The organism is Sphingomonas oligophenolica, from assembly GCF_039522915.1.
GTDB classification, from domain to species: domain Bacteria; phylum Pseudomonadota; class Alphaproteobacteria; order Sphingomonadales; family Sphingomonadaceae; genus Sphingomonas; species Sphingomonas oligophenolica.
Genome location: NZ_BAAAEH010000021.1, coordinates 13,853 through 35,096 on the forward strand (window position 1 = coordinate 13,853; position 21,244 = coordinate 35,096).

Sequence of the window (21,244 nt, forward strand, 5' to 3'; positions counted from 1 at the left end):
ATGAAAAATGCGACATCAACCTGTCATGTCAGGTTCATGTTGACTTTATAGCATATCATAACGAAGCTGTTACAACATCACCGGCCCTATTACAAGTCAAATTAGATCCATAGTATTCGCTACTGCATGGAGTATAGAGAATTCATACTTGAAATAATATTTAGACCAACTTCGTTTTGAACGAATTTTTCTCGAGAATCCCGATCGATAGCTGGTGGGCAATCCGTCCCGTGCCGGCCACCGCTCGCCGTCCGACGCGCGCAACTAAATGCCACAGCGCCTTGATCGAGCGCAAGAAAGGGCTAGAGCGCTCGGCATGGCCTCCCGTCCGCTTACCCTTTACGAAAAGATCTGGGCGTCGCACGTCGTCGAACGGCGCGATGACGGCACCTGCCTGATCTATATCGACCGCCATCTGATCCATGAGGTGACGAGCCCGCAGGCATTCGCCGGCCTGCGCGCCGCCGGGCGCCGCGTGCGGCGGCCCGACCTGACGCTCGCGGTGCCCGATCACAATCTTCCGACCACGGCGCGCGTCGATGCAGCGGGCAAAAGGCTGCCGATCGCCGACCCGGAAAGCGCCGCGCAGCTCGATGCGCTGCAGCGCAACTGCGCCGAGTTCGGGATCGACTATATCGACGCGGTCGCGGCCGAGCAGGGCATCGTCCATGTCGTCGGGCCCGAGCAGGGCTTCACCCTGCCCGGCACCACTTTGGTCTGCGGCGACAGCCATACCTCGGCGCATGGTGCGCTCGGCGCGCTCGCCTTCGGGATCGGCACGAGCGAGGTCGAGCATGTCCTCGCCACCCAGACCCTGCTGCTGAGCCAGTCGAAGACGATGGAGGTCCGGGTCGACGGATCGCTCGGCTTCGGCGTCAGCCCCAAGGATGTGATCCTCGCGATCATCGGCAGGATCGGCGCGGCGGGCGGCACCGGCTATGTCCTCGAATATACCGGCGAAGTGATGCGCGCGATGTCGATCGAAGGGCGGCTGACCGTCGCCAACATGTCGATCGAGGGCGGCGCGCGCGCCGGGCTGGTCGCGCCCGACGAGACGACCTTCGCTTATCTCAAGGGCCGGCCGATGGCGCCCGCCGGCGAGGATTGGGACAAGGCGGTCGCGTGGTGGAAGACCCTGCCGAGCGATCCGGCCGCTGCCTATGACCGGTCGGTCCGGCTCGATGCGACCGATATCGCGCCGTCGCTGACCTGGGGCACCAGCCCCGAGGATGTGGTCTCGATCACCGGCCGCGTGCCTGATCCGGACAGCTTCGCCGATCCGGCCAAGCGCGACGCGGCGCGCAAATCGCTTGCCTATATGGGGCTGACGCCCGGCACCGCGATGCAGGACGTCGCGGTCGAACATGTGTTTATCGGCAGCTGCACGAACAGCCGGATCGAGGATCTGCGCGCCGCGGCCTCGGTCGCCGACGGCCGGCACGTCGCTGATGGCGTGCGCGCGCTGGTGGTGCCGGGATCGGGGCTGGTCAAGCGCCAGGCCGAGGCCGAGGGACTCGACCGCATCTTCCTGGCGGCGGGTTTCGAGTGGCGCGAGCCGGGCTGCTCGATGTGTCTCGCGATGAATCCGGATAAAGTGCCGCCCGGCGAACGCTGCGCTTCCACTTCGAATCGAAACTTCGTAGGACGGCAGGGGCCGGGCGCGCGGACGCATCTGGTATCCCCGGCAATGGCCGCTGCGGCGGCTGTCACGGGCAAGCTGAGCGATGTCCGCGACCTGATGGGGGGGAAGTCGTCATGAAGCGCGCACTGATCTTGTTGATCCTCGGCACGGTACTCTCCGGCATCGCCGCCTATGCAGCCAGCGCGAGCACCGCGCCCGAGACAATCGCGGCACCATAATGGATCCGGTCAGCCAGGTTTCAGGCCGCGCCTATCCGTGGGGCGCGAAGAATATCGACACCGACGTCATCATCCCGGCGCATTGGCTGAAGACGATCACCCGCGAGGGGCTCGGCAAGGGCGCGTTCGAGACGGTGCGCGCGCAACCCGACAATATCTTCGACGACCCGCGCTATGCCGGCAGCCCGATACTGATCGCCGGCGACAATTTCGGCTGCGGATCGAGCCGCGAACATGCCGCCTGGGCGCTTGCCGACATGGGCATCAAGGCAGTGATCGCGCCGAGCTTTTCCGACATTTTTTCGGGCAACGCCTTCAAGAACGGCATCGTCTCGGTGGTGCTGCCGCAAGAGGCGATCGACCGGCTGCTCGATGTCGCGAAAACCGATTCGGTGACCATCGATCTTGAGACGATGACGGTCACGACCCCCTTTCAGGATCGTTTCGTCTTCGAAATGGACGCTTTCCGCCGGCAATGCCTGATGGAGGGGCTGGACGAGATCGGCCTGACGCTGGCAAGGGATACCGCGATTTCGAAATATGAGGCTGGTGTCGCCATGAACCGGCCGTGGATGAGCGGAGATAGGGCAGATGCGGGCACTCTTGTCGAAAGCGCCGGGCGGACCTGAAACGCTGGAAATCGACGAGCTGCCCGATCCGGTCGCCGGCAAGGGACAGGTCGTGGTCGCGGTCAAGGCCTGCTCGATCAACTATCCCGACGTCCTGATCATCGAGGACAAATATCAGTTCAAGCCGCCCCGCCCCTTCGCGCCCGGGAGCGAGATTTCGGGCGTAATCGAAAGCGTCGGCGAGGATGTGACGGGCTGGGCGCCGGGCGACCGGGTGATCGCGACGACCGGATCGGGCGGGCTGGTCGAGAAGATCGCGCTGCCGGCGACGAGCCTGTTCAGGCTGCCCGAAGGACGCAGCTTCGCCGAGGGCGCGGCGCTGCTGCTGACCTATGCGACGACAATCCATGCGCTGCTCGACCGGGGTCATCTGGTCGAGGGGAATACCCTGCTGGTGCTCGGTGCAGCGGGCGGCGTCGGGCTGGCGGCGGTCGAGCTCGGCAAGGCGTTCGGGGCGCGGGTTGTCGCGGCCGTATCCTCCGAGGAGAAGGCGGCGGCGGCGGCTGAAGCCGGGGCTGATGTGACTCTCGTCTATCCCCGCGCGCCGTTCGACAAGGACCAGTCAAAGGCGCTGGCCGACCAGTTCAAGGCAGCGCTCGGGCCTGGCGGCGCCGACGTGATCTATGATCCGGTCGGCGGCGATTATGCCGAGCCGGCGCTGCGCTCGATCGGCTGGGAGGGGCGTTACCTGGTGGTCGGCTTCCCCGCCGGCATCCCGCGCCTGCCGCTCAACCTGACCCTGCTGAAGAGCTGCGACGTGTGCGGCGTGTTCTGGGGCGCCTTCGCAGCGCGCGAGCCCAAGGCGAACCAGGCGCATATCGAGCGGCTGTTCAGGCTGTGGAAGGACGGCCAGATATCGCCGCGGGTCACCGAAACCTATGCATTCGAGGATGGCGGCAAGGCGATCGCCCGGATGGCCGCGCGGGGCGCCATCGGGAAGCTTGTGGTGACGGTGGGGGAATAGCCCGAAAAGCCCCTTCCCTTCAGCGGAGGGGTGGGGGCGGGGGACTCTTCCGCCACCACGCCGTTGTTTGAAGCACTACCCCACCCCAACCCCTCCCCTGAAGGGAAGGGGCTCTAAGCCCCGTTGCCTATCTGTCTCGCCCACCCTATCTCGGCTCAAGATAATCGCAGCCGCCAAAGGGACTAGCCAATGACCACCTTCGACGATCGCGAGCGGGCGTTCGAGACGAAATATGTGCGCGACGAGGAGATGGCGTTCCGCATCACCGCGCGGCGCAACCGCTTGCTCGGCCATTGGGCCGCCGGGCTGATGAAGCTGACCAAGGAGGAGGCTGACGCCTATGCCTCGGCGGTCGTCCAGGCCGAGTTCGAGGAAGCCGGCGACGAGGATGTCATCCGCAAGCTGGTCAGCGACCTGACCGCGGCCGGCGCCGAGGTCGATGAGGGCGCAATCCGTCGCGCGATCGAGGAGCAGACGATCGAGGCGCGCCGCCAGCTGATGCAGTCCGAATGATGGGGCGCGAATAACATGGCGATGGCGGCAGAAGAGATCGAGGCGTTGATCACCGGGGGCATTCCCGATGCGCGGGTCGAGATCACTGACCTTGCCGGGGACGGCGACCATTATGCGGCGCGCGTCGTCGCCGAGAGTTTCCGGGGCATGCCCCGAATCAAGCAGCACCAGGCGGTCTATGCCGCTTTGGGCGGTCGGATGGGCGGCGTGCTCCACGCGCTTCAGCTCACCACCGCAGTACCCGAGTGAGGAGTGACAATCGTGACTGACGACGCACAGGCCCGTATCGCAGAAATGGTCGCGAAGAGCGACGTCCTGCTGTTCATGAAGGGAAGCCCGCTCTTCCCGCAATGCGGCTTTTCGAGCCGGGCGGTGGCGATCCTCAATCATCTCGGCGCCGAGTTCGACAGCGTCGACGTGCTTCAGGACCAGGGCGTGCGCCAGGGCATCAAGGCGTTTTCGGACTGGCCGACCATCCCCCAGCTTTATGTGAAGGGTGAGTTCATCGGCGGCTCCGACATCATGATGGAAATGTACGAGAGCGGCGAGCTTGCGCAGCTGTTCGAGGAACAGGGCGTCGTCTCGGCCGGGTAAGCGCGTGCGGCTCGGCTCAGCGAAACGTCCGGCGATGGGATGGAGAAGCCGGGTAGGGCGGATCGACGCGAGATCCGGGGGGAACATCGACCCGCCCTGCTGAAGCGTAAAACGCTCGGCTGCCTGATACTAAGCATCCTGCGTGCCAATTGGAACAGATGACGGAAAACCGGGGTGGACGATGGTTAATGCTTCTGAGCGCCCGACCCCGACTGTAAGCCATTCCGACAGCTGCCCTTACCGCTCTATGGTGGCGGCAACCTCGTAGAGTCCGGGATGCGCCGTACCCAGCGCGGCGTTCCTCGCGAAGAAGTCGCTTGCGCGCAGCCTTGCCATCACCCTGTCCTGCGCCGCCTGATCCCGGCATTGCGCATAATTCACCACCGCGTCGCCCGCGAGGCCGCGATGGATGCTGGCTGACATCCAGCCCTCGACATCGCTGACCGATCGCGCGCCTTCGGCGAGCAGCGCAATCAGCGCTGCCTGGTTGGCAGGCGTGCAGGTGAAGACGTTGATCTGGGTGATGACTCCGGTTCCGGATATGATCATCGGCATTGTCGTTCTCCATAACGGGCCTGCAGGCACAACCCGACAGGCCTGAGACGCGGCGATCGCGTCCCTTCCTGTCGCGGGTTCCACCGAAGCGGATACGGAGATCGCCCCCTGAGAATGGATCAGGGAGCGGGTGGCCGGGCTTACCGATACCGGCCTGCTTCTTTTCGACGCTGACGGGTTAGCAAATCGCGTCGCCACGGTCTAGGAATTGCCGATGACGAAACTCCGTACCGGCGGCCGAATCCTGGTCGATCAGCTGGTCGCGCAAGGCTGCGACCGAATCTTCACCGTCCCCGGCGAGAGCTTCCTCGCCGTGCTCGACGCGCTCCACGATACGCCCGAGATCGATCTGGTGGTGTGCCGGCAGGAGGGCGGTGTCGGCTTCATGGCGTGCGCCGACGGCGCGCTTACCGGGCGGCCGGGCGTCGCCTTCGTGACGCGCGGGCCGGGTGCGACCAACGCCTCGATCGGCGTTCATGTCGCAATGCAGGATTCGCAGCCGATGCTGCTGTTCATCGGCGATGTCGATCGCGGGACGAAGGATCGCGAGGCTTTCCAGGAGATCGATTTCCCGGCGATGTTCGGCCCGATCGCGAAATGGGCGGCGAAGATCGACGATGCGGCGCGTATTCCGGAATATGTCGCGCGGGCGTGGAACGTCGCGATGTCCGGGCGGCCGGGGCCGGTGGTGCTGGCGCTGCCCGAGGATATGTTGCTCGACGAGGTGATGGCGGTCGATCGGCCCAAGGTCGGGCGCGCGGTCCAGGCGTGCGACCCGATCGTGATGGGAGCGCTCGCGGGGGTGCTTGGGGAAGCGGTACGACCGGTGGCGATCATCGGCGGCGCCGGCTGGGATGCCGATGCGGCGCGCGATTTCCAGCTTTTCGCCGAACGGAGCGGCCTGCCGGTGGTCGCTGCGTTCCGGCGGCAGGATGCGATCCCCAATGCGTCGCCCGCTTATGCGGGCAATCTGGGCTATGGCCCCAATCCCAAGCTCGTCGAGCGCGTGAAGGATGCCGACCTGCTGCTGGTGGTCGGGCCGCGCCTCGGCGAGGCGACCACTGACGGCTATACGCTGGTGACGACCGAGCATCCCGGCCAGATCCTGGTGCATGTCCATCCCGACCCGAACGAAGTGAACAGCGCCTATCGCGCCGATCTCGCGATCTGTGCGGGAATGCGGGAATTCGCCGGCGCGCTGCTTTCGATCGACATGCCGCCGCTCGATGCGGCCGCGGCCGCGCGTGCCGATTATGAGGCATGGACCACCCCTGCCCCGCGCGACCTGAAGCTTGATCTCGGTCCATGCGTCGCGGCGATGCGCGAGGCGCTGCCCGCCGATACGATCCTCTGCAACGGCGCCGGCAATTATTCGGGCTGGTGGCATCGTTACTGGCGTTACGCCGGGCCCGGGTGCCAGCTTGCGCCGACCGCCGGTGCGATGGGTTACGGGGTGCCGGCGGCGACTGCCGCCGCGCTGCGCCATCCCGATCGCACCGTGGTGGCGCTGGCGGGCGATGGCTGCTTTCTGATGAACGGGCAGGAACTCGCCACCGCGGTCGGGCATGGCGCGAACATGCTCGTGGTGGTGGTCGACAATGGCGGGTATGGCACGATCCGGATGCACCAGGAGCGCGAATATCCGGGGCGGATTTCGGGCACCGAATTGCGCAATCCCGATTTCGCCGCGCTTGGGCGCGCCTATGGCTGCTGGGCGGAGACGGTTGAGACGACCGAGGCGTTCGCCCCTGCCCTTGCCCGCGCCATGGCGGAGACGGGGGTGCGGCTGCTCCACCTGAAGACGGACATCGAGGCCATTACGCCGGGCACGACGATCTCCGCCCTGCGACAATAGCGAAAGGGCCGCGCCGGTCGCCCCGGAACAGCCCTTTCATCACCTAAGGTACGGCGCTCAGATATCGTCGCCAAGCGCGCCCTTCACCTTGCCGGCGAACTGCTGGGCCTTGCCCTTCAGTTCCTGACCGGCGCCTTCGTCGCGCGTGGCGGGGTTGTCGCTCTGCTGCTTGGCCTTGCCGATGGCTTCGTTGACATTGCCTTTGATCTTGTCGGTGAGTTCGCCCATGTCATTGTTCCTTGATCCGATTGCCGCACCGATGGCCGGTGCCTGCCGCTTCCGGATATAAAACGGTCGAGCGCGGCGGCGGTTCCGGCTATGGTCGGTATCCGACCTGCCAAGTATCTGAAATAAAGCGATCCCGACACGCAAAGGGCGTGACGATCAAGGCGCGACCCTTTTCAGGAAGGCAAAAACCGCCTCCCAATTGGCATCGGCGCCCTTCGGGTTCTTCGCCGCGATCAAGGTGGAGGAACCGTGGACGCCAGCCACCGGCACATAATGCGTTGCGCGGCCGCCGGGCACGGCATCAGCGATTGCACCGGCTGCCTTGATCTCCTTGGGATCAGCGGCTGAATCGACGAAGACGGGGATTCTCAGCGCGGAGGCGGCGTGGCCGACGAAATGCTTGTCGGGCATATATTCGCCGGGCGAAAAGGCCAGCAATGCCCTTATTTTGCCCGGATTCTGCGCCGCTACATCGAAGACCAATGCCGCTGAATAGCTGCTGCCCCACAGGATGACCGGCAGCTTCTGCTCGGCGCCCCATGCGAGCGCCGCCTCGAGATCGGCTTCGGCGGCCGGATAGCCCGCATCTTCGCTTTCACCCGGCTTGTGCGGTGCGTTTGCGGCAGTCTCGTTGGGGCCGAACAGCCTCCCGCCGGAGCGCTGATCGATCGCCAGCGCGCTGTAGCCCGCCTCGACCAGCCGCGGCGCGATGGTCGCATATTCGTCCTTGCTCGACCCGGCCTGGTGGAACAGCAGGATCAGCGCCCTGGGGTGCTCAGCGCGATAATAGCGGCCGAAGACAGTGACGCCGTCAGCTGCCTTGAGCTGCACCGGTACCGACGCGGCCGCGGGGATCGCCGTGTCGGTTTGTTTCTGCGTCGCGACATTGTCGTAGGTCACGTCGGGCTTGCCGCAGCCTGCCAGCGCAATGGCGAGCGATGCCGCAGCAAGGCGCCTCCCGGCCGTCATCAGATCAGCCCGGCCAGCGGGCTCGACGGATCGGCATAGCGGCGCTTGCCCATCCGCCCGGCGAGATAGGCCATGCGGCCCGCCTCGACCCCGGCCTTCATCGCCGCCGCCATCAGGATGGGGTCCTTCGCCTCGGCGATCGCGGTGTTCATCAGCACGCCGTCGCAGCCCAGCTCCATCGCCATCGCTGCGTCGGAGGCGGTCCCCACGCCGGCATCGACGATCACGGGGACGCTCGCGCCTTCGACGATCAGGCGGATCGTCACCCGGTTCTGGATGCCGAGCCCCGATCCGATCGGCGCGCCGAGCGGCATCACCGCGACCGCGCCGACATCCTCGAGCCGCTTCGCCGCGATCGGATCATCGACGCAATAGACCATCGGCAGGAAGCCCTCCTTGGCGAGGATCTCGGTGGCGCGCAGCGTCTCGACCATGTCGGGATAAAGGGTCTTGGCCTCGCCGAGCACTTCGAGCTTGACCAGATCCCAGCCGCCGGCCTCGCGGGCGAGGCGGAGCGTGCGGATCGCGTCCTCGGCAGTGAAACAGCCGGCGGTGTTGGGGAGATAGGTGATCTTCTTCGGGTCGATGAAGTCAGTCAGCATCGGCGCATTGCGATCGGACACATTGACGCGGCGCACCGCCACCGTGACGATTTCGGCACCGGCCGCCTCGACGGCGGCCGCGTTCTGGGCATAATCCTTGTACTTGCCGGTGCCGACGATGAGGCGCGAGCGGAAGGTCCGGCCGGCGACCGTCCAGCTGTCGCCGTCGACCGGGCGGGCATGATCGCCGCCGCCGACGAAATGGACGATCTCGAGCTCGTCGCCATCCTCGACACAGACCTGCGCGAGCGTGGAGCGCGGCACGACCTCGAGATTGCGCTCGACCGCGACCTTTTCGGGGACGAGACCGAGATCGGCGGCGAGCTGGGCGAGGCTCAGCCCTGCAGACACGCGGCGGTGCTCGCCATTGACGGTGATCGAGACGGTGCCGTCGCTATGCATTCATGATTCCCAATATCGGTTCGGGCGAGCGGGCGCGACGCCCGATTTGATCGCCGGTGCGCGGTCATATAGGGACGACACGCGCGACCCCGCAACCGAAAGGCTCCCTCCTTGGCCGACACCATCTTCGTCCTCAACGGCCCGAACATGAACCTGCTCGGCCTGCGCGAGCCCGAAATCTACGGCACCGATACGCTCGACGACATCGCCGGGCAGCTCGAAGATCGCGCGCGCGACTTAGGGCTGGCGATCGACATGCGGCAATCGAATCACGAGGGCCATCTCGTCGACTGGCTTCACGAGGCGCAAGCCATCGGGGCCAGGGCGGTAATCCTCAACGCAGCCGCCTATACCCACACCTCGATCGCAATTCACGACGCGGTCAAATCGATCAAGACGCCGGTGATCGAAGTACATATGTCCAACCCGCACGCGCGCGAATCCTTCAGGCACCTGAGCCATGTCGGTCGTGTCGCACACGGAACCATCGCGGGCTTCGGGGCGCTTTCCTATCTGCTTGCGCTTGAAGCCGCCGCCCGTCTCTGACAGGACGCACCCTTAATAAGGGAGAACAAGGTCGCATGGCCGACGAAATACATTCAGATCCGATGCGAATCGACGTCGAGCTGGTGCGCCAGCTCGCGCAGATGCTCGACGAGACCCAGCTGACCGAGATCGAAGTCGAGGATGGCGGCCGTCGAATCCGCATCGCGCGCAAGGCAGCGGCAACCGCCGCGCCGGTGCATTATGCGCCCGCGCCGCCGCCCGCCCCCGCCGCAACCGTGGCAGCGCCCGAAGCCGCGCCGCCGGCTGCGAACGTCAATGCGGTCAGGTCGCCGATGGTCGGCACTGCCTATCTCGCGCCCGAGCCAGGCGCGCCCGCGTTCATCAGCGTCGGCAAGGCGGTTGCCGCCGGCGATACGCTGCTGATCGTCGAGGCAATGAAGGTGATGAACCCGATCCTCGCGCCCAGTGCAGGCACGGTGAAGGCGATCCTGGTCGAGAGCGGCCAGCCGATCGAATTCGACCAGCCGCTCGTGGTCGTAGAGTAAGCCCTAATGGCTGAAATCAAGAAGCTCCTGATCGCCAATCGCGGCGAAATAGCGCTGCGCATCCATCGCGCATGCCATGAAATGGGCATCAAGACGGTCGCGGTGCATTCGACCGCCGACAGCGACGCGATGCATGTCCGGCTCGCCGACGAGGCGATCTGCATCGGCCCGCCGCCGGCCGGCGAAAGCTATCTCAACATCGCCAACATCATCTCGGCGGCCGAGATCAGCCATGCCGATGCGATTCACCCAGGCTATGGTTTCCTGAGCGAGAATGCGCGCTTCGCCGAGATCGTCGAGGCGCATGGCATCATCTTCGTCGGGCCGAAGCCCGAGCATATCCGCACGATGGGCGACAAGGTCGAAGCGAAGCGCACCGCCGGCGCGCTCGGCCTGCCGCTCGTGCCCGGCTCCGACGGCGCGATCAGCGATCTCGGCGAGGCGAAGAAGATCGCGAGCGCCATCGGTTATCCGGTGATCATCAAGGCGGCCTCGGGCGGCGGCGGGCGCGGCATGAAAGTGTGCACGTCCGCAGACCAGCTCGAGACGCTGATGCAGCAGGCCGGCAACGAGGCCAAGGCGGCGTTCGGCGACGCGACCGTCTATATGGAAAAATATCTCGGCAATCCGAGGCATATCGAATTCCAGGTGTTCGGCGACGGCAACGGCAATGCGATCCATCTCGGCGAACGCGACTGCTCGCTGCAGCGCCGCCACCAGAAAGTGCTCGAGGAAGCCCCCTCCCCCGTGCTCGGCCCCGCTGACCGCGAGCGGATGGGCGGCATCGTCGCCAGGGCGATGGCCGATATGAGCTATCGCGGCGCCGGGACGATCGAGTTCCTGTGGGAAGATGGCGAATTCTACTTCATCGAGATGAACACGCGGCTCCAGGTCGAGCATCCGGTGACCGAGATGATCACCGGGCTCGATCTCGTCCGCGAGCAGATCCGCGTCGCCGAGGGCCATCCGCTGACCCTGCGCCAGCAGGACGTGGTGTTCCGCGGCCATGCCATCGAGTGCCGCATCAATGCCGAGGACCCGCGCACCTTCGCGCCCTCGCCCGGGCTGGTGAAGCAATATCATGCGCCGGGCGGCATGAACGTACGGGTCGATAGCGGGCTTTATGCCGGTTACCGCGTGCCGCCTTATTATGATTCGATGATCGCCAAGCTGATCGTCTACGGCACCACCCGCCAGGGCGCGATCCGCCGCCTGCGCCGCGCGCTCGAGGAGTTCGTGATCGAGGGGATGAAGACGACCATCCCGCTGCACCAGGCCCTGATCGAGGACCCGGATTTCCAGGCGGGGAATTACACGATCAAGTGGCTCGAGGAATGGCTGGCGAAGCAGGAGGATTAGCCCTTCGTCCGCTTCCCGTAACCGTCGCGCCCTTCTAAGCTAGGTCGGGGAACGGCGCTCGAAAGCGCCCGGCTTGATGGAGGATGATGCATGAGCCTGGCCGCAGACCTGAACTCGCTCACGAAATCGCAGCGCAGCGCGATCTGGGCGAGCTATCTCGGCTGGACGCTCGATGCGTTCGACTTCTTCCTGCTCGTCTTCCTCCAGTCGGCCATCGCGAAGGAATTCGGGACCGACATCAAGTCAGTCTCGGAGGCGCTGTTCATCACCCTCGCCGCGCGGCCGTTCGGCGCTTTCTTCTTCGGCTGGCTCGCCGACCGGTTCGGGCGGCGGCCTATCCTGATGATCGTCATCCTGCTTTTCTCGGCCTTCTCGGTCCTGTCGGGTTTCGCGCAGACGCTCGGCATGCTGCTGCTGATCCGTGGCCTGTTCGGCTTCGCGATGGGCGGCGAATGGGGCGTCGGCGCAAGCCTGGTGATGGAGACGATCCCGCCCAAGCTGCGCGGCCCCGTTTCCGGGCTGCTCCAGAGCGGCTATCCGTCGGGCTATTTCCTCGCCAGTCTCGCCTATTTCCTGTTCTTCGATCAGATCGGCTGGCGCGGCATGTTCATGATCGGGGTGGTGCCGGCATTGCTCGTGTTCGTGATCCGCATGCATGTCCATGAAAGCCCCGCCTTCGAGGCACGGCGCGGCCAGGTGCAGGTCAACGCGTTCCGCGAGCTCGCCCGCCACTGGAAGATCGCACTCTATGTCATCGTGCTGATGACCGCGTTCAACTTCTTCAGCCACGGCACCCAGGATCTCTATCCGACCTTCCTCCAGAAGCAGCACCATTTCGACACCCATATGACCGGCCTCCTGGCCATCGTCATGAATCTCGGGGCGATCGTCGGCGGTCTGTCCTTCGGCATCTGGTCGGAACGGATCGGGCGCAAAAAGGCGATCATCATCGCCTCGTTGCTCGCGCTGCCGGCGATCCCGCTCTGGGCGTTCAGCGAGACGCCGCTGCTGCTCGGGCTCGGCGCGTTCCTGCTCCAGGTCGCGGTGCAGGGCGCCTGGGGAATCGTCCCGGTCCATCTCAACGAGCTGTCGCCGGCTTTGATCAGGGGCATGTTCCCTGGTTTCGCCTATCAGCTCGGCAACCTCATCGCTTCGCGCAACGGCCCGCTCCAGGCGGGGTTCGCCGAGGCGCATGGCGACAATTACGGGCTCGCGCTGGCGCTGGTCGCCGGTGTCACGGCGGTCGTCCTGGTGATCTGGACTGCGCTTGGGCCGGAACGGCGGGACGTTGATTTCGTCGAGGAGGCGAAGGCGCCGTAGCGCGAGGGGAGGTCGCACATGTTCATCGGCCATTACGGCGCATCGTTCGTTGCGGCGACATCGCGAAGGGCACCGAAGCTCGGCACGCTGTTCGTCGCCGCCCAGCTGGTCGATCTCGCCTTCTTCTCGTTCCTGCTGGTCGGCATCGAGCATATGCGGCTGGTGCCCGGCATCACGGCGATGAACCCGATGGACCTCTACGACATGCCCTGGACTCACAGCCTGGTCGGCGCGCTCGCCTGGTCGGCGGGGTTCGCATTGCTGGTCCGGCTTTGGCAGCGAAGCAGTATCGCCGCGTTGATCGGCGGTGCCGTGGTGTTCTCGCACTGGCTGATCGACCTGCTCGTTCACCGCCCCGACCTCACGATCGCCGGGAGCCCGCCGCCGCTTGGGCTTGGCCTGTGGAATCATCCTGCGATCGAGATACCGCTCGAGTTGCTGTTCGCCTTTGGCGGCCTGGCTTTCTTCCTCGGCCGAACGCGCGCCACCAGCGCCAGGGCGTGGCTGCCGGTCGCGCTGCTCGCCGCGATGATGGCAGTGGCGCAGGCGGTCAACTGGCTGACCGCGCAACCGAAAAGTGTGATCGATCCACCGCCGCCGTCGCTCGCAATCATGGGGCTCGCCGCCTATGTGCTGCTCGCGACGCTCGCCTGGTGGGTGAGCCAGACACGGGAGATCAAGGCGTGAAGGCAAGAATCTGGCACAATCCGCGCTGTTCGAAATCGCGCGAGGCGCTGGCGATCCTGCAAGGCGCGCCGGGTGTCGAGGTCGAGGTGATCGAGTATCTCAAGACCCCGCCCGCGCGCGCGACGCTGGCCGCCTTGTACGAGCGCGCCGGGATGACGCCGCGCCAGGGCCTGCGCATGGCCGAGGACGCGGCACGGGCGCTCATATATGCCGATGGCGACACCATCCTCGATGCGATGATCGCCGATCCGATCCTGATCGAACGGCCGCTGGTCGAGACCGAGAAGGGCGTGCGGCTCGGCCGGCCGCCCGAGAAGGTGCGGGAGATTCTCTGAAGCCTCGTCAGCTCAGCGCCGCAGCCCGGCCAGCGCGGCGATGTCGCTCGTCGGTTCGGACCCGAGCGACAGGATGCCGAACATCTCGCCGATCACCGCGCGGACCTCGCCGATATTGCGCGTCGCCGCCGCCGCGTCGCCACGCTGCACGAGGTGATCGAACCGCGCGATGTCGGTCGCGGCATGGCGTTCCTCGCGGATCCTTCGATACTGGCCGAGAATGAATTCAGGTTGCTGAAGCAGCATTGACGTGAGGATCGCGCGCATCGCCTCGATCGAGCGCTCGGCGACGCTGAAACGCTCGTCGGCGAGGGCTGCCTGGGCGGCGGCATATTGCTGCGCGATCTGGGCGCGATGCTCGACTGACAGCAGCGCGGTCAGCGACCGCGAATCCGCCTCGACCTTGGCCAGATCGGCAGCGAGGATTCCGGCGCGCAGATCGGGCCGGTGGCGCAGCCGCGAGATTTCCTGACGGATCAGCCGGGCCTCCTCGGCGATCGAGCGGAAGCCGTCGGCATCGTCGACCATCTGCAGCCGGGCCAGCTGATCGTTCACCCTGCGGCGCAGCGCAGCGATCTCGGCGGCGCACTGCCCCCGCTGTGCCTCGGCAAGGTCGTCCAACCGCTTGTCGGCGGTGATCAGCGCCTGGGACGCATATTCATGGCCGTGCCGTGCGAAATCGACCCTGGCGAGATCGTCTGCGTAGAAGCTGTGATCGCGCAAATGCAGCCCCTGTTCGGGCAGCTCGATCGAGCAGCGGATCAGCTGGCTGTCATCGACCGACCAGTGGAGGATGACCTGCTCGCCCGGCTTCAGCGGCGCTGCATAGGCAGGCAGATCCTCACCGCTCAGCCTGAACGAGCCGATCAGCAGATTCGCCTCTGGCTCGGCAACCCCCTCAGCCTGTTCGAACAATTCGACGTCGATCCATTCGGGGCTGCCCGGATCGAGCCGGCGCCCGGCTCGCAGGGCCTTGGTGCCCTGGCGCGGCAGCGTCTCGCCCTTGCGCAGCAGTGGCTCGAGCACATTGATCGCGCGCGTGCCGTCGCCATCCTCGACCTTCACGGCGATCGTGCTGGTGCACGGCGCGCCGGCGGCGACCGCGGCGACCCGGGTGATGGTCAGCTCGGCGCAGGCGTCCTCGACGCGGCGGCCCTCGGCATCGACGACGGTCATGACGACCCGAGTCTCGCCGTCGCCGAGCTGGACGATGTAGATCGGCCCCTCGGCAACCGCGCGCTCCCCATAATCACGGCCGTCGCTGGCGGTGGCGGTTACGCGAAGCCCGGTGGTTTCGCCTGACGCCGTCACCCGGATTCGCGCGCGCTCGCGGGTGGTGCGCGCCTCGAAATCATAGGAGACCGCGGCGCCAGCGTCATGGCGGACGCGCGATTGCTTGCCGGCGGCCTCGCCCTTGGTCCATTCGCGGCTCTCGGCATAGATCGCCGCGCCCCGCGCCACCGCAGTCATCGGATCGATGTCGAGATCAGTCGCGACGCCGAGCTCATCGGGCACGCGCTCGCGGACGATCGGCATGCGCGAGGGGCCGCCGATCAGGACGATCTTGTCGATGTCCTCGCTCTTGTAGCCATTGTCGGCGATGACCTTGCGGCACAGCTCGATCGACTGGTCGATCTTGTCCGATACCAGCGCCTCGAGATCGTCACGCGTCACGACCACCTCGACGAAGATTTCGCGTCCTGCGAGGTCGGTTGCCCGCGCATCATGTTCCGAGACGAAGATGATCGCCTCGCGCGCACTCGACAGCTCGATCTTGGCCTGTTCGGCATTGGCGGTGGCGAGCGCGAGGAGGCGGCGATAATCGGGGTTCTTCTGCCAGTCCTCGGGGAGCTTGAACTCTTTCGCGAGCCAGGGGCGCACGGTCGAATCGATCAGCATGCGATCGAAATCGCTGCCGCCGAGCATGTTGATGCCTTCATGCGCCTCGATCGACACGGCGCCGTCGATCGCGCGCACCAGCGCGACGTCGAACGTGCCGCCGCCGAGATCATAGACGAGGAACAGCCCGTTGCGCGATTCCGGCCGCTCGATACAGGCAAGCGCGGCGGCGATCGGCTCCTGCAGCAGGCCGACCTGTTCAAGCCCCGCTTCATGCGCCGCCCGGATCGTCGCTTCGGACTGCATCTGGTTGAACGCGGCCGGCACGGTGACGATCGCGCCCTCGAACACGGCATCGCCGGTGCCGGCGCGGACCTGCTTGAGCAGCTGGCGCAGCACCTCGGCGCTGGCATCCTCGGGCGTGATGGTGCCGTCCTCGGGCCCGAAAGGAAGGACAGTGCTGGTGCCGAGCAGCCGCTTGAAGCGGGCCGCGATCCCCTTGGGCGCGGTGCGCAGCTGATCATAGGCGCGCTTGCCGACATAGCGGCTGCCATGCCGGTCGCACATCACCACCGAGGCCAGCACATCCTCGCCGCTGATCGCCTTGAACAATTCGAGCCGCCCGCCGCGATTGCCGACGATCGCCGAATTGGAGGTGCCGAGATCGATACCGAGATACATGTCAGGCTTCCTTGAGAAGGATCTTGCCGGCGACCAGAACGCCCTCGGGGCCGGTCACCGTGGGTTCGATGGTCGCCTCGACGATTGCCGAAGCGCCGTCGGCGATGTCCTCGGCATTGACCGGGCTCGCCGGAATCTCCGCCGTGAAGGGCGCGCCGTCATAAGTCGCGATCCGCAGGCCGGATTCGGCGAGGATCGTGTCGAGCTTGCGGCGCGCGAAGCGGAGCTGCGCCTCGCCGGCCTGGGCGCGATCTGCGTTCATGAAGCCAAGCTCGCGATCAAAGGCGGCGCACAATTTCCAATAATGCACCGCGAGCGCGGCGAGCGGAGCGGTCATCGAGTCGCTCCCGGCACCCGGTTCGGATCCGGGGGGAGCGTGCTCTGGTTCGGATCGAGCGGCGTCGGGGGCAGCGGCTGGGCATCGGACATCGGCTGGCCCGGCACGATCACCGGCTCTTCGCCCTGGCCGCTTCGGAGCCGCTCATTATCGGCGCGAATCCGCTCGGCGACGGCATCGTCAACGCCGCGATAGGGCGTCGGCGCGCGCGGAATATAGTGGCTCGAATTGTCGTGCTGATCGACCCAGCTCGTGTGACGCGGGGTGTGCGGGCGCGAGCAGAAGGACATCAGCACGAAGAACGCGATGACGATTGTCGCCAGCCCGGAAGAGCCACGCTTCCGGCGGCTGCGTGTCGGTTGCCATTCGGGTACGGCATCGGGCGGCCGGACCCATGGCGGCGGCGCGGCCGGGGCGGTTGCTCCGCAACGGTTCGCGCGACCGAAGCCGCCGGGGTTCGGCACTGGTTCAATGGGTGCGGCGCTGCCCATGGGCTGGCCGCCGAGCTGAGCAAGGTCGCTTTCGAGTTGCGCGCGTTCCTTGGCCGGCGGCCCCTGCGACAACAGCCATTGCGCGACCGCGACGGCGGTGCGGCGGTCACGAAGATCATTGAACAGATCGACCGCGAGGCCGCGCACGATCATGAAAAAAGCGCCGCGATTATCCGGGCTGGATTCGAGCGAATCGGCGAAGATCGAGGCGAGCTGGCCGGCAAGGCCGGCCGTTCCGCCCAGCCCGCCGGCCTGCACTTCCCGCGCGAAGACGGCGTAATGGGCAAGCGCCTTCGCACAGAGCTGGCGCAGCCTCTTGCCCGACACATTGCCGATGAGCGTCGGCAGTTCGCGCTCGAGCGCGGCGCGATGGAACGGGACGAGCGCGAAGGACGAAATCAGCGCCCGGGCGAGCCGGAGCGCGATGTCGTAATCGTTGTGATCGTTGGACAAGGTGACCGTCAGGCCGCGGACCGCCTCGAAAATCCTGGCCGATGCCGGGTCGTCGAGCCCCCGCGCCGCTTCATGGACCTGGATCGGGCGGCGAAGGCTCGACCACAGGTCGAACGACGTGGTGAGCGCAGTCGCCTGGGCATGGTCGCCCGGGCGGGCGATCAGCGCCTCGGTCGCGGCTGTGATGCGCGCCTGGGCCTGCTCGAGCGCCGGATCGATAGCGGCGGCATAACAACGCATCACTTCGTCGAGGAACATGGCGCCGAAGCCGGCAAGGCTCGGCGGCGCTGCCTGCATCGCTTTGGTCAGCGCGGTGCGCGCTGTCGTGGAGGCAGCGAACAACGGCGCAAGCGCCTGCGCCATCGCCGCGGCGCGCGCCTGAATCGCGCGATCGAAGATGTCGTCGTCAATCGCACGAAACCCGGCGCGGGCGCGGGCCTCGCCGAGCAGGCCAAGCGTCACATTCGTGTCCCATGCCTGGCCGTCGACCAGGACTCGCGTCGCCCGGTCGATCTCGCCGGGAAGGCAGATCGCGAGCGCCAGGCTGAGATTGAGGCGCGCAAGGCCGATCGTGGCGTCGCGCACCGCCGTGACCGCCACGACGTCGCCGGCCACCAGGGCGGGGCGCAACTGGGCACGCAACGCCGGCGATGGCTCGGGCAGCCAGCCAAGCTCCTCCGCCAGCCGATCGCGCGCCGACATGAGCCTGGCGCGAGCGGCATTGAGCGCCTCGGGATCATGGCCGGGCTCGAACGACAATGTGTCGACTGCGTCGCTGATCGCCTCCGCGGAGGCATCGAGGTCGACACCGAGCACTGCAAAGGCATTCGCCATCAGGTCGGTGGCGGCGAATCGGCTGGGCGCGGCCTCGGTCGGCGCCGCGGGCGGCTCGACCTGCTCGACCCGGTTCACGACACGACGCAGCCGGCCGATCGCCGCTGCTTCAGCGGCGGGATCGGCCTGATCCGCGTCCTCCGCACCAGGACCCGCACGGTTCCGCCACATGAAGGTCATGCCACTCCCCTCGCAGCATGACGCCGCAGCGCCGTCGACCGTTAGAGCAAAGCGATGGAAGAAAGGTTACTGCACGCCCTTGGAGCGGGGTCTTTGCCACCCTCACCGTTCGCTCGATTCTTGCGCAGGGTCTCCAGCCATTCCCGCTGCGGGACAAGCAACAGCAAATGCGGCCAGGCCGCCTGCACATCGGATCGGGTTTGATTAACTGGAGAACAACCCTTTCCGCCTAGGGTGTTTCCCTTAAGAGGCAAACCGCGGAACTGATCCTCGCCAATGACAAGCAAGCGTCTGAAAGAATGTGCGGCCACGCTGCTCGTTGTCCTGGGTTGGCTGTTCTTCGCACCCGCCGCGATGGCCGCGAACTGCTCCATCGCAACCTCGCAAGGGTCAACCGGGCCATCGGGCTGGCAGACCTATTGCTGGATCGACTTCTCCACCTACAACGACACTACCGCACGCTCGGGTTCAGGCCAGAATTTCAGCCTCACGCTGCAGGACGGCACGGTGATGAGCTTCAACCTGAAGGTCACGTCCACGGCGGCGCTCGATTCAGTGGCGGCGCCTTCCTGGTCCGGCGCGGCGATCGGCAACACCGCCTTTCTCGGCATCGCTGGCCAGCCGGTATTATACCAGCTCACCAACAGCACGTCGGCTACCATCACCATGTCGAACATCAGGCTGACGCCGCCGCCGGGCGCCACCGGCGGCAGCCAGTACATGATCGTGGCAGCCGACGGCGAATCCACCAATGATGGCGAAACACTCAGTTTCCAGACCAATGGCGGCAACTGGGTGCAACTCGACCAGGTGGGTCCGATTACCGGCTCGACCTATCCCACCTTGAGCGGCATTGGAACGAACACCTTCACTGAAACCGGCGCTACCGGCACGGTAGGCGCCTATATCGGCGGTACCAGCACGCCCACCACGGTGACCACGACACTGGTCGGCGGCGGCCTGGAGGGCGCGATGTTCGCGGTGCGCTACGCCTCGATCCGGCTCTATACGCAAATCTCGGGGATCCGGCTGAACGCGGCGGATCAGTTCGCCTTTTCGATCAATTCGACCACGACCGGAACAGCGCTCGCCGCCGGTGCGACCAGTGGCACCAGCCTCGGGCCGTTCACCGCCGCTGCACTCGCGACTGCGTCGGCCGTTCCGGTGACGCTGATTCAGTCAATGGCGAGCGGCAGCGTCAGTGCCCTGACTCACTATCGCTCGTCCCTCACCTGCACCAATAGCGCCGGCTCGAGCACGCCCTTGCCGAGCGGGGTCATCACCTCGTCCTACAGCTTCGGCGCGCTCCAATATGGCGACGTAGTGCAGTGTACCTACACGGAAGTGACGTTTCCGCATCTGACCCTGAAAAAGGCGCTGGCCGCCTCCGGCCGCCAATTTTCGACTGACCAGTTCGAGCTCGATATCGATCAGGGCGCCACGAACGTCGCCACCACCACCACCACCGGCACCGGCGCGACGGTCACCAATGGCACGACAGCGCAGACCCAGGTCGCCGCCGGCACTGCCTATACTCTTTATGAGGATGTCGCGGGGACAACCGTTCTCAATCAATATACCGCGACCATGGCCTGTACCAATGCCAATGCCGGATCGACGACGACGCTGCCGTCCAGCCCCGGCGGCACGATCACGCCGTCGCTCGGCGACATCGTCACCTGCACCATCACCAACACCAAGCGGGCCGCCAACGCGCAGCTGACCATCCTGAAGAGTTCGACCCTGGTATCGGATCCGGTAAACGGCACCATCAACCCCAAATTCCTGCCGGGCGCGATCGTCCGCTACACCTTCACCGTGGCCAATACCGGGCCTTCGACCGTGACCAACAATTCGGTATGGCTGATCGACACATTGCCGGCCCAGTTGCGGGTCGGCACCTCATCCTCGCCGATCTTCACCCAGGGGTCGCCGACCAGCGGGCTGACCTTCACCACCGGAACCGACATCCGCTATTCGAGCTCGGCGACCGCGCCGACCACCTTCGCCGGCTGCACCTACACGCCGACATCGGCCTATGATGCCGCGGTCAGGTTCGTCTGCCTCAATCCGAAAGGAACGATGGCGGGGTCGACCGGCACGCCGCCCAGCTTCACCCTCAGCATCCAGGCCCAGGTGAACTGAGGCGAGGCACAGGGCGGGCTGAGATCGCCGCCACTCGGACCGTCATGCCGGGCCTGCTTCCGGCATTCGTTGTTCGCCGATGGCTGATACTCATGGGAGAGCGCCAACCGCGCGCCTCCATCCTCGCGAGGAGTTTCATATCGACGTGACGCCAAACCTGGTCGACCGAGAAACCCCGCATGGAACGATGTTGCGGTCGGGCTCGGGCTCGAGCCTCTTCGACAGCGCCCGCCGCAGATCGCCCCGGACGGGGCCCCGGCCGACGACTTGGCTTTGACTCGATTGGGGCACCCTGACCTCACGATCGACCGAGCCGATTCAAATCCTGTCAGAGAGTGTGGAAACACAACCAGCGGACGA

Annotated in this window: 21 protein-coding genes; 14 read left to right on the plus strand and 7 right to left on the minus strand. The window is 65.9% G+C overall.

The genetic code is table 11. The features are described from left to right. Window positions 1-316: 316 nt before the first annotated feature. The 6 genes from leuC to grxD all read left to right on the plus strand — a co-directional run bounded on the left by leuC (window position 317) and on the right by grxD (window position 4,560). On the plus strand, window positions 317-1,759 hold the full coding sequence (gene leuC / locus ABD050_RS10745) for a 3-isopropylmalate dehydratase large subunit (protein ID WP_343889323.1): 1,443 nt from the start codon (window positions 317-319) through the stop codon (window positions 1,757-1,759). 100 nt (window positions 1,760-1,859) lie between these two features. After that, a complete protein-coding gene (gene leuD, locus ABD050_RS10750; RefSeq protein ID WP_343889324.1) occupies window positions 1,860-2,489 on the plus strand; it encodes a 3-isopropylmalate dehydratase small subunit in 630 nt (209 codons plus the stop codon). Next, window positions 2,452-3,453 (plus strand): NADPH:quinone oxidoreductase family protein, encoded by a 1,002-nt coding sequence (locus tag ABD050_RS10755; RefSeq protein ID WP_343889325.1) that lies wholly within the window; start codon window positions 2,452-2,454, stop codon window positions 3,451-3,453. The genes leuD and ABD050_RS10755 overlap by 38 nt, the downstream gene beginning before the upstream one ends. 189 nt (window positions 3,454-3,642) lie before the next feature. Continuing rightward, window positions 3,643-3,966 (plus strand): DUF1476 domain-containing protein, encoded by a 324-nt coding sequence (locus ABD050_RS10760; protein ID WP_343889326.1) that lies wholly within the window; start codon window positions 3,643-3,645, stop codon window positions 3,964-3,966. A 15-nt stretch (window positions 3,967-3,981) separates the two neighbouring features. Further along, window positions 3,982-4,215 carry a BolA family protein gene (locus tag ABD050_RS10765; RefSeq protein WP_343889327.1) on the plus strand — a complete coding sequence of 78 codons (234 nt, stop codon included), beginning with the start codon at window positions 3,982-3,984 and terminating at the stop codon, window positions 4,213-4,215. Window positions 4,216-4,227: 12 nt separating this feature from the next. Further along, entirely contained in the window at window positions 4,228-4,560 is a 333-nt protein-coding gene (gene grxD / locus ABD050_RS10770; protein ID WP_343889328.1) for a Grx4 family monothiol glutaredoxin, read from the plus strand. A gap of 237 nt (window positions 4,561-4,797) precedes the next feature. Here grxD and ABD050_RS10775 read toward each other — a convergent pair whose 3' ends face one another. After that, a complete protein-coding gene (locus ABD050_RS10775; protein WP_343889329.1) occupies window positions 4,798-5,115 on the minus strand; it encodes an antibiotic biosynthesis monooxygenase in 318 nt (105 codons plus the stop codon). A gap of 214 nt (window positions 5,116-5,329) precedes the next feature. Here ABD050_RS10775 and ABD050_RS10780 point away from each other — a divergent pair, with 214 nt between their 5' ends. Next, the gene (locus ABD050_RS10780) at window positions 5,330-6,970 is read left to right on the plus strand and encodes a thiamine pyrophosphate-binding protein (RefSeq protein ID WP_343889330.1); all 1,641 of its coding nucleotides are present in this window, start codon (window positions 5,330-5,332) and stop codon (window positions 6,968-6,970) included. Window positions 6,971-7,027: 57 nt separating this feature from the next. On the opposite strand, the gene ABD050_RS10785 is transcribed toward ABD050_RS10780, so the two are convergent. From ABD050_RS10785 to thiS, 3 genes are all read right to left on the minus strand, one after another. Continuing rightward, window positions 7,028-7,198, minus strand: coding sequence for a CsbD family protein (locus ABD050_RS10785; RefSeq protein ID WP_343889331.1), 171 nt, complete (start codon window positions 7,196-7,198; stop codon window positions 7,028-7,030). A 156-nt stretch (window positions 7,199-7,354) separates the two neighbouring features. Further along, a complete protein-coding gene (locus tag ABD050_RS10790; RefSeq protein WP_343889332.1) occupies window positions 7,355-8,167 on the minus strand; it encodes an alpha/beta hydrolase in 813 nt (270 codons plus the stop codon). Further along, on the minus strand, window positions 8,167-9,171 hold the full coding sequence (gene thiS / locus ABD050_RS10795; protein WP_343889333.1) for a sulfur carrier protein ThiS: 1,005 nt from the start codon (window positions 9,169-9,171) through the stop codon (window positions 8,167-8,169). Before thiS ends, ABD050_RS10790 begins: the two co-directional genes overlap by 1 nt. 111 nt (window positions 9,172-9,282) lie before the next feature. On the opposite strand from thiS, the gene aroQ reads away from it, so the two are divergent. The 6 genes from aroQ (at window position 9,283) to ABD050_RS10825 (ending at window position 13,924) form a co-directional block, all read left to right on the plus strand. Further along, on the plus strand, window positions 9,283-9,717 hold the full coding sequence (aroQ, locus tag ABD050_RS10800) for a type II 3-dehydroquinate dehydratase (protein WP_343889334.1): 435 nt from the start codon (window positions 9,283-9,285) through the stop codon (window positions 9,715-9,717). Window positions 9,718-9,752: 35 nt separating this feature from the next. Beyond that, entirely contained in the window at window positions 9,753-10,223 is a 471-nt protein-coding gene (gene accB / locus ABD050_RS10805; RefSeq protein ID WP_343889335.1) for an acetyl-CoA carboxylase biotin carboxyl carrier protein, read from the plus strand. A gap of 6 nt (window positions 10,224-10,229) precedes the next feature. Further along, complete coding sequence (gene accC, locus ABD050_RS10810; RefSeq protein ID WP_343889336.1) at window positions 10,230-11,582, plus strand: acetyl-CoA carboxylase biotin carboxylase subunit; 1,353 nt, start codon at window positions 10,230-10,232, stop codon at window positions 11,580-11,582. Between the two features lie 90 nt (window positions 11,583-11,672). Next, window positions 11,673-12,902, plus strand: a complete 1,230-nt coding sequence (locus ABD050_RS10815) for an MFS transporter (RefSeq protein ID WP_343889337.1) — start codon at window positions 11,673-11,675, stop codon at window positions 12,900-12,902. An 18-nt stretch (window positions 12,903-12,920) separates the two neighbouring features. Beyond that, window positions 12,921-13,589 carry a hypothetical protein gene (locus tag ABD050_RS10820; protein WP_343889338.1) on the plus strand — a complete coding sequence of 223 codons (669 nt, stop codon included), beginning with the start codon at window positions 12,921-12,923 and terminating at the stop codon, window positions 13,587-13,589. Then, on the plus strand, window positions 13,586-13,924 hold the full coding sequence (locus ABD050_RS10825; protein ID WP_343889339.1) for an arsenate reductase family protein: 339 nt from the start codon (window positions 13,586-13,588) through the stop codon (window positions 13,922-13,924). The genes ABD050_RS10820 and ABD050_RS10825 overlap by 4 nt, the downstream gene beginning before the upstream one ends. 12 nt (window positions 13,925-13,936) lie before the next feature. On the opposite strand, the gene ABD050_RS10830 is transcribed toward ABD050_RS10825, so the two are convergent. The 3 genes from ABD050_RS10830 to ABD050_RS10840 are packed head-to-tail and all read right to left on the minus strand — an operon-like array spanning window position 13,937 to window position 18,739. Further along, on the minus strand, window positions 13,937-16,444 hold the full coding sequence (locus ABD050_RS10830) for an Hsp70 family protein (RefSeq protein WP_343889340.1): 2,508 nt from the start codon (window positions 16,442-16,444) through the stop codon (window positions 13,937-13,939). 1 nt (window position 16,445) lies between these two features. Next, window positions 16,446-16,781 carry a hypothetical protein gene (locus ABD050_RS10835; protein ID WP_343889341.1) on the minus strand — a complete coding sequence of 112 codons (336 nt, stop codon included), beginning with the start codon at window positions 16,779-16,781 and terminating at the stop codon, window positions 16,446-16,448. Then, complete coding sequence (locus tag ABD050_RS10840; RefSeq protein ID WP_343889342.1) at window positions 16,778-18,739, minus strand: hypothetical protein; 1,962 nt, start codon at window positions 18,737-18,739, stop codon at window positions 16,778-16,780. The genes ABD050_RS10835 and ABD050_RS10840 overlap by 4 nt, the downstream gene beginning before the upstream one ends. Before the next feature lie 276 nt (window positions 18,740-19,015). On the opposite strand from ABD050_RS10840, the gene ABD050_RS10845 reads away from it, so the two are divergent. Continuing rightward, a complete protein-coding gene (locus ABD050_RS10845; protein WP_343889343.1) occupies window positions 19,016-20,884 on the plus strand; it encodes a hypothetical protein in 1,869 nt (622 codons plus the stop codon). Window positions 20,885-21,244: the final 360 nt, after the last annotated feature.

Excerpts from the sequence above, each read along its gene's own strand:
- ABD050_RS10845 (WP_343889343.1), top strand. The coding sequence starts at position 19,016 with ATGACAAGCAAGCGTCTGAAAGAATGTGCGGCCACGCTGCTCGTTGTC.
- ABD050_RS10765 (WP_343889327.1), top strand. The coding sequence starts at position 3,982 with ATGGCGATGGCGGCAGAAGAGATCGAGGCGTTGATCACCGGGGGCATT.
- ABD050_RS10775 (WP_343889329.1), bottom strand. The coding sequence starts at position 5,115 with ATGCCGATGATCATATCCGGAACCGGAGTCATCACCCAGATCAACGTC.
- ABD050_RS10840 (WP_343889342.1), bottom strand. The coding sequence starts at position 18,739 with ATGACCTTCATGTGGCGGAACCGTGCGGGTCCTGGTGCGGAGGACGCG.
- ABD050_RS10815 (WP_343889337.1), top strand. The coding sequence starts at position 11,673 with ATGAGCCTGGCCGCAGACCTGAACTCGCTCACGAAATCGCAGCGCAGC.
- ABD050_RS10820 (WP_343889338.1), top strand. The coding sequence starts at position 12,921 with ATGTTCATCGGCCATTACGGCGCATCGTTCGTTGCGGCGACATCGCGA.
- ABD050_RS10835 (WP_343889341.1), bottom strand. The coding sequence starts at position 16,781 with ATGACCGCTCCGCTCGCCGCGCTCGCGGTGCATTATTGGAAATTGTGC.
- accC (WP_343889336.1), top strand. The coding sequence starts at position 10,230 with ATGGCTGAAATCAAGAAGCTCCTGATCGCCAATCGCGGCGAAATAGCG.
- leuD (WP_343889324.1), top strand. The coding sequence starts at position 1,860 with ATGGATCCGGTCAGCCAGGTTTCAGGCCGCGCCTATCCGTGGGGCGCG.
- ABD050_RS10830 (WP_343889340.1), bottom strand. The coding sequence starts at position 16,444 with ATGTATCTCGGTATCGATCTCGGCACCTCCAATTCGGCGATCGTCGGC.
- accB (WP_343889335.1), top strand. The coding sequence starts at position 9,753 with ATGGCCGACGAAATACATTCAGATCCGATGCGAATCGACGTCGAGCTG.
- ABD050_RS10780 (WP_343889330.1), top strand. The coding sequence starts at position 5,330 with ATGACGAAACTCCGTACCGGCGGCCGAATCCTGGTCGATCAGCTGGTC.
- ABD050_RS10760 (WP_343889326.1), top strand. The coding sequence starts at position 3,643 with ATGACCACCTTCGACGATCGCGAGCGGGCGTTCGAGACGAAATATGTG.
- leuC (WP_343889323.1), top strand. The coding sequence starts at position 317 with ATGGCCTCCCGTCCGCTTACCCTTTACGAAAAGATCTGGGCGTCGCAC.
- ABD050_RS10755 (WP_343889325.1), top strand. The coding sequence starts at position 2,452 with ATGCGGGCACTCTTGTCGAAAGCGCCGGGCGGACCTGAAACGCTGGAA.
- ABD050_RS10790 (WP_343889332.1), bottom strand. The coding sequence starts at position 8,167 with ATGACGGCCGGGAGGCGCCTTGCTGCGGCATCGCTCGCCATTGCGCTG.
- ABD050_RS10785 (WP_343889331.1), bottom strand. The coding sequence starts at position 7,198 with ATGGGCGAACTCACCGACAAGATCAAAGGCAATGTCAACGAAGCCATC.
- thiS (WP_343889333.1), bottom strand. The coding sequence starts at position 9,171 with ATGCATAGCGACGGCACCGTCTCGATCACCGTCAATGGCGAGCACCGC.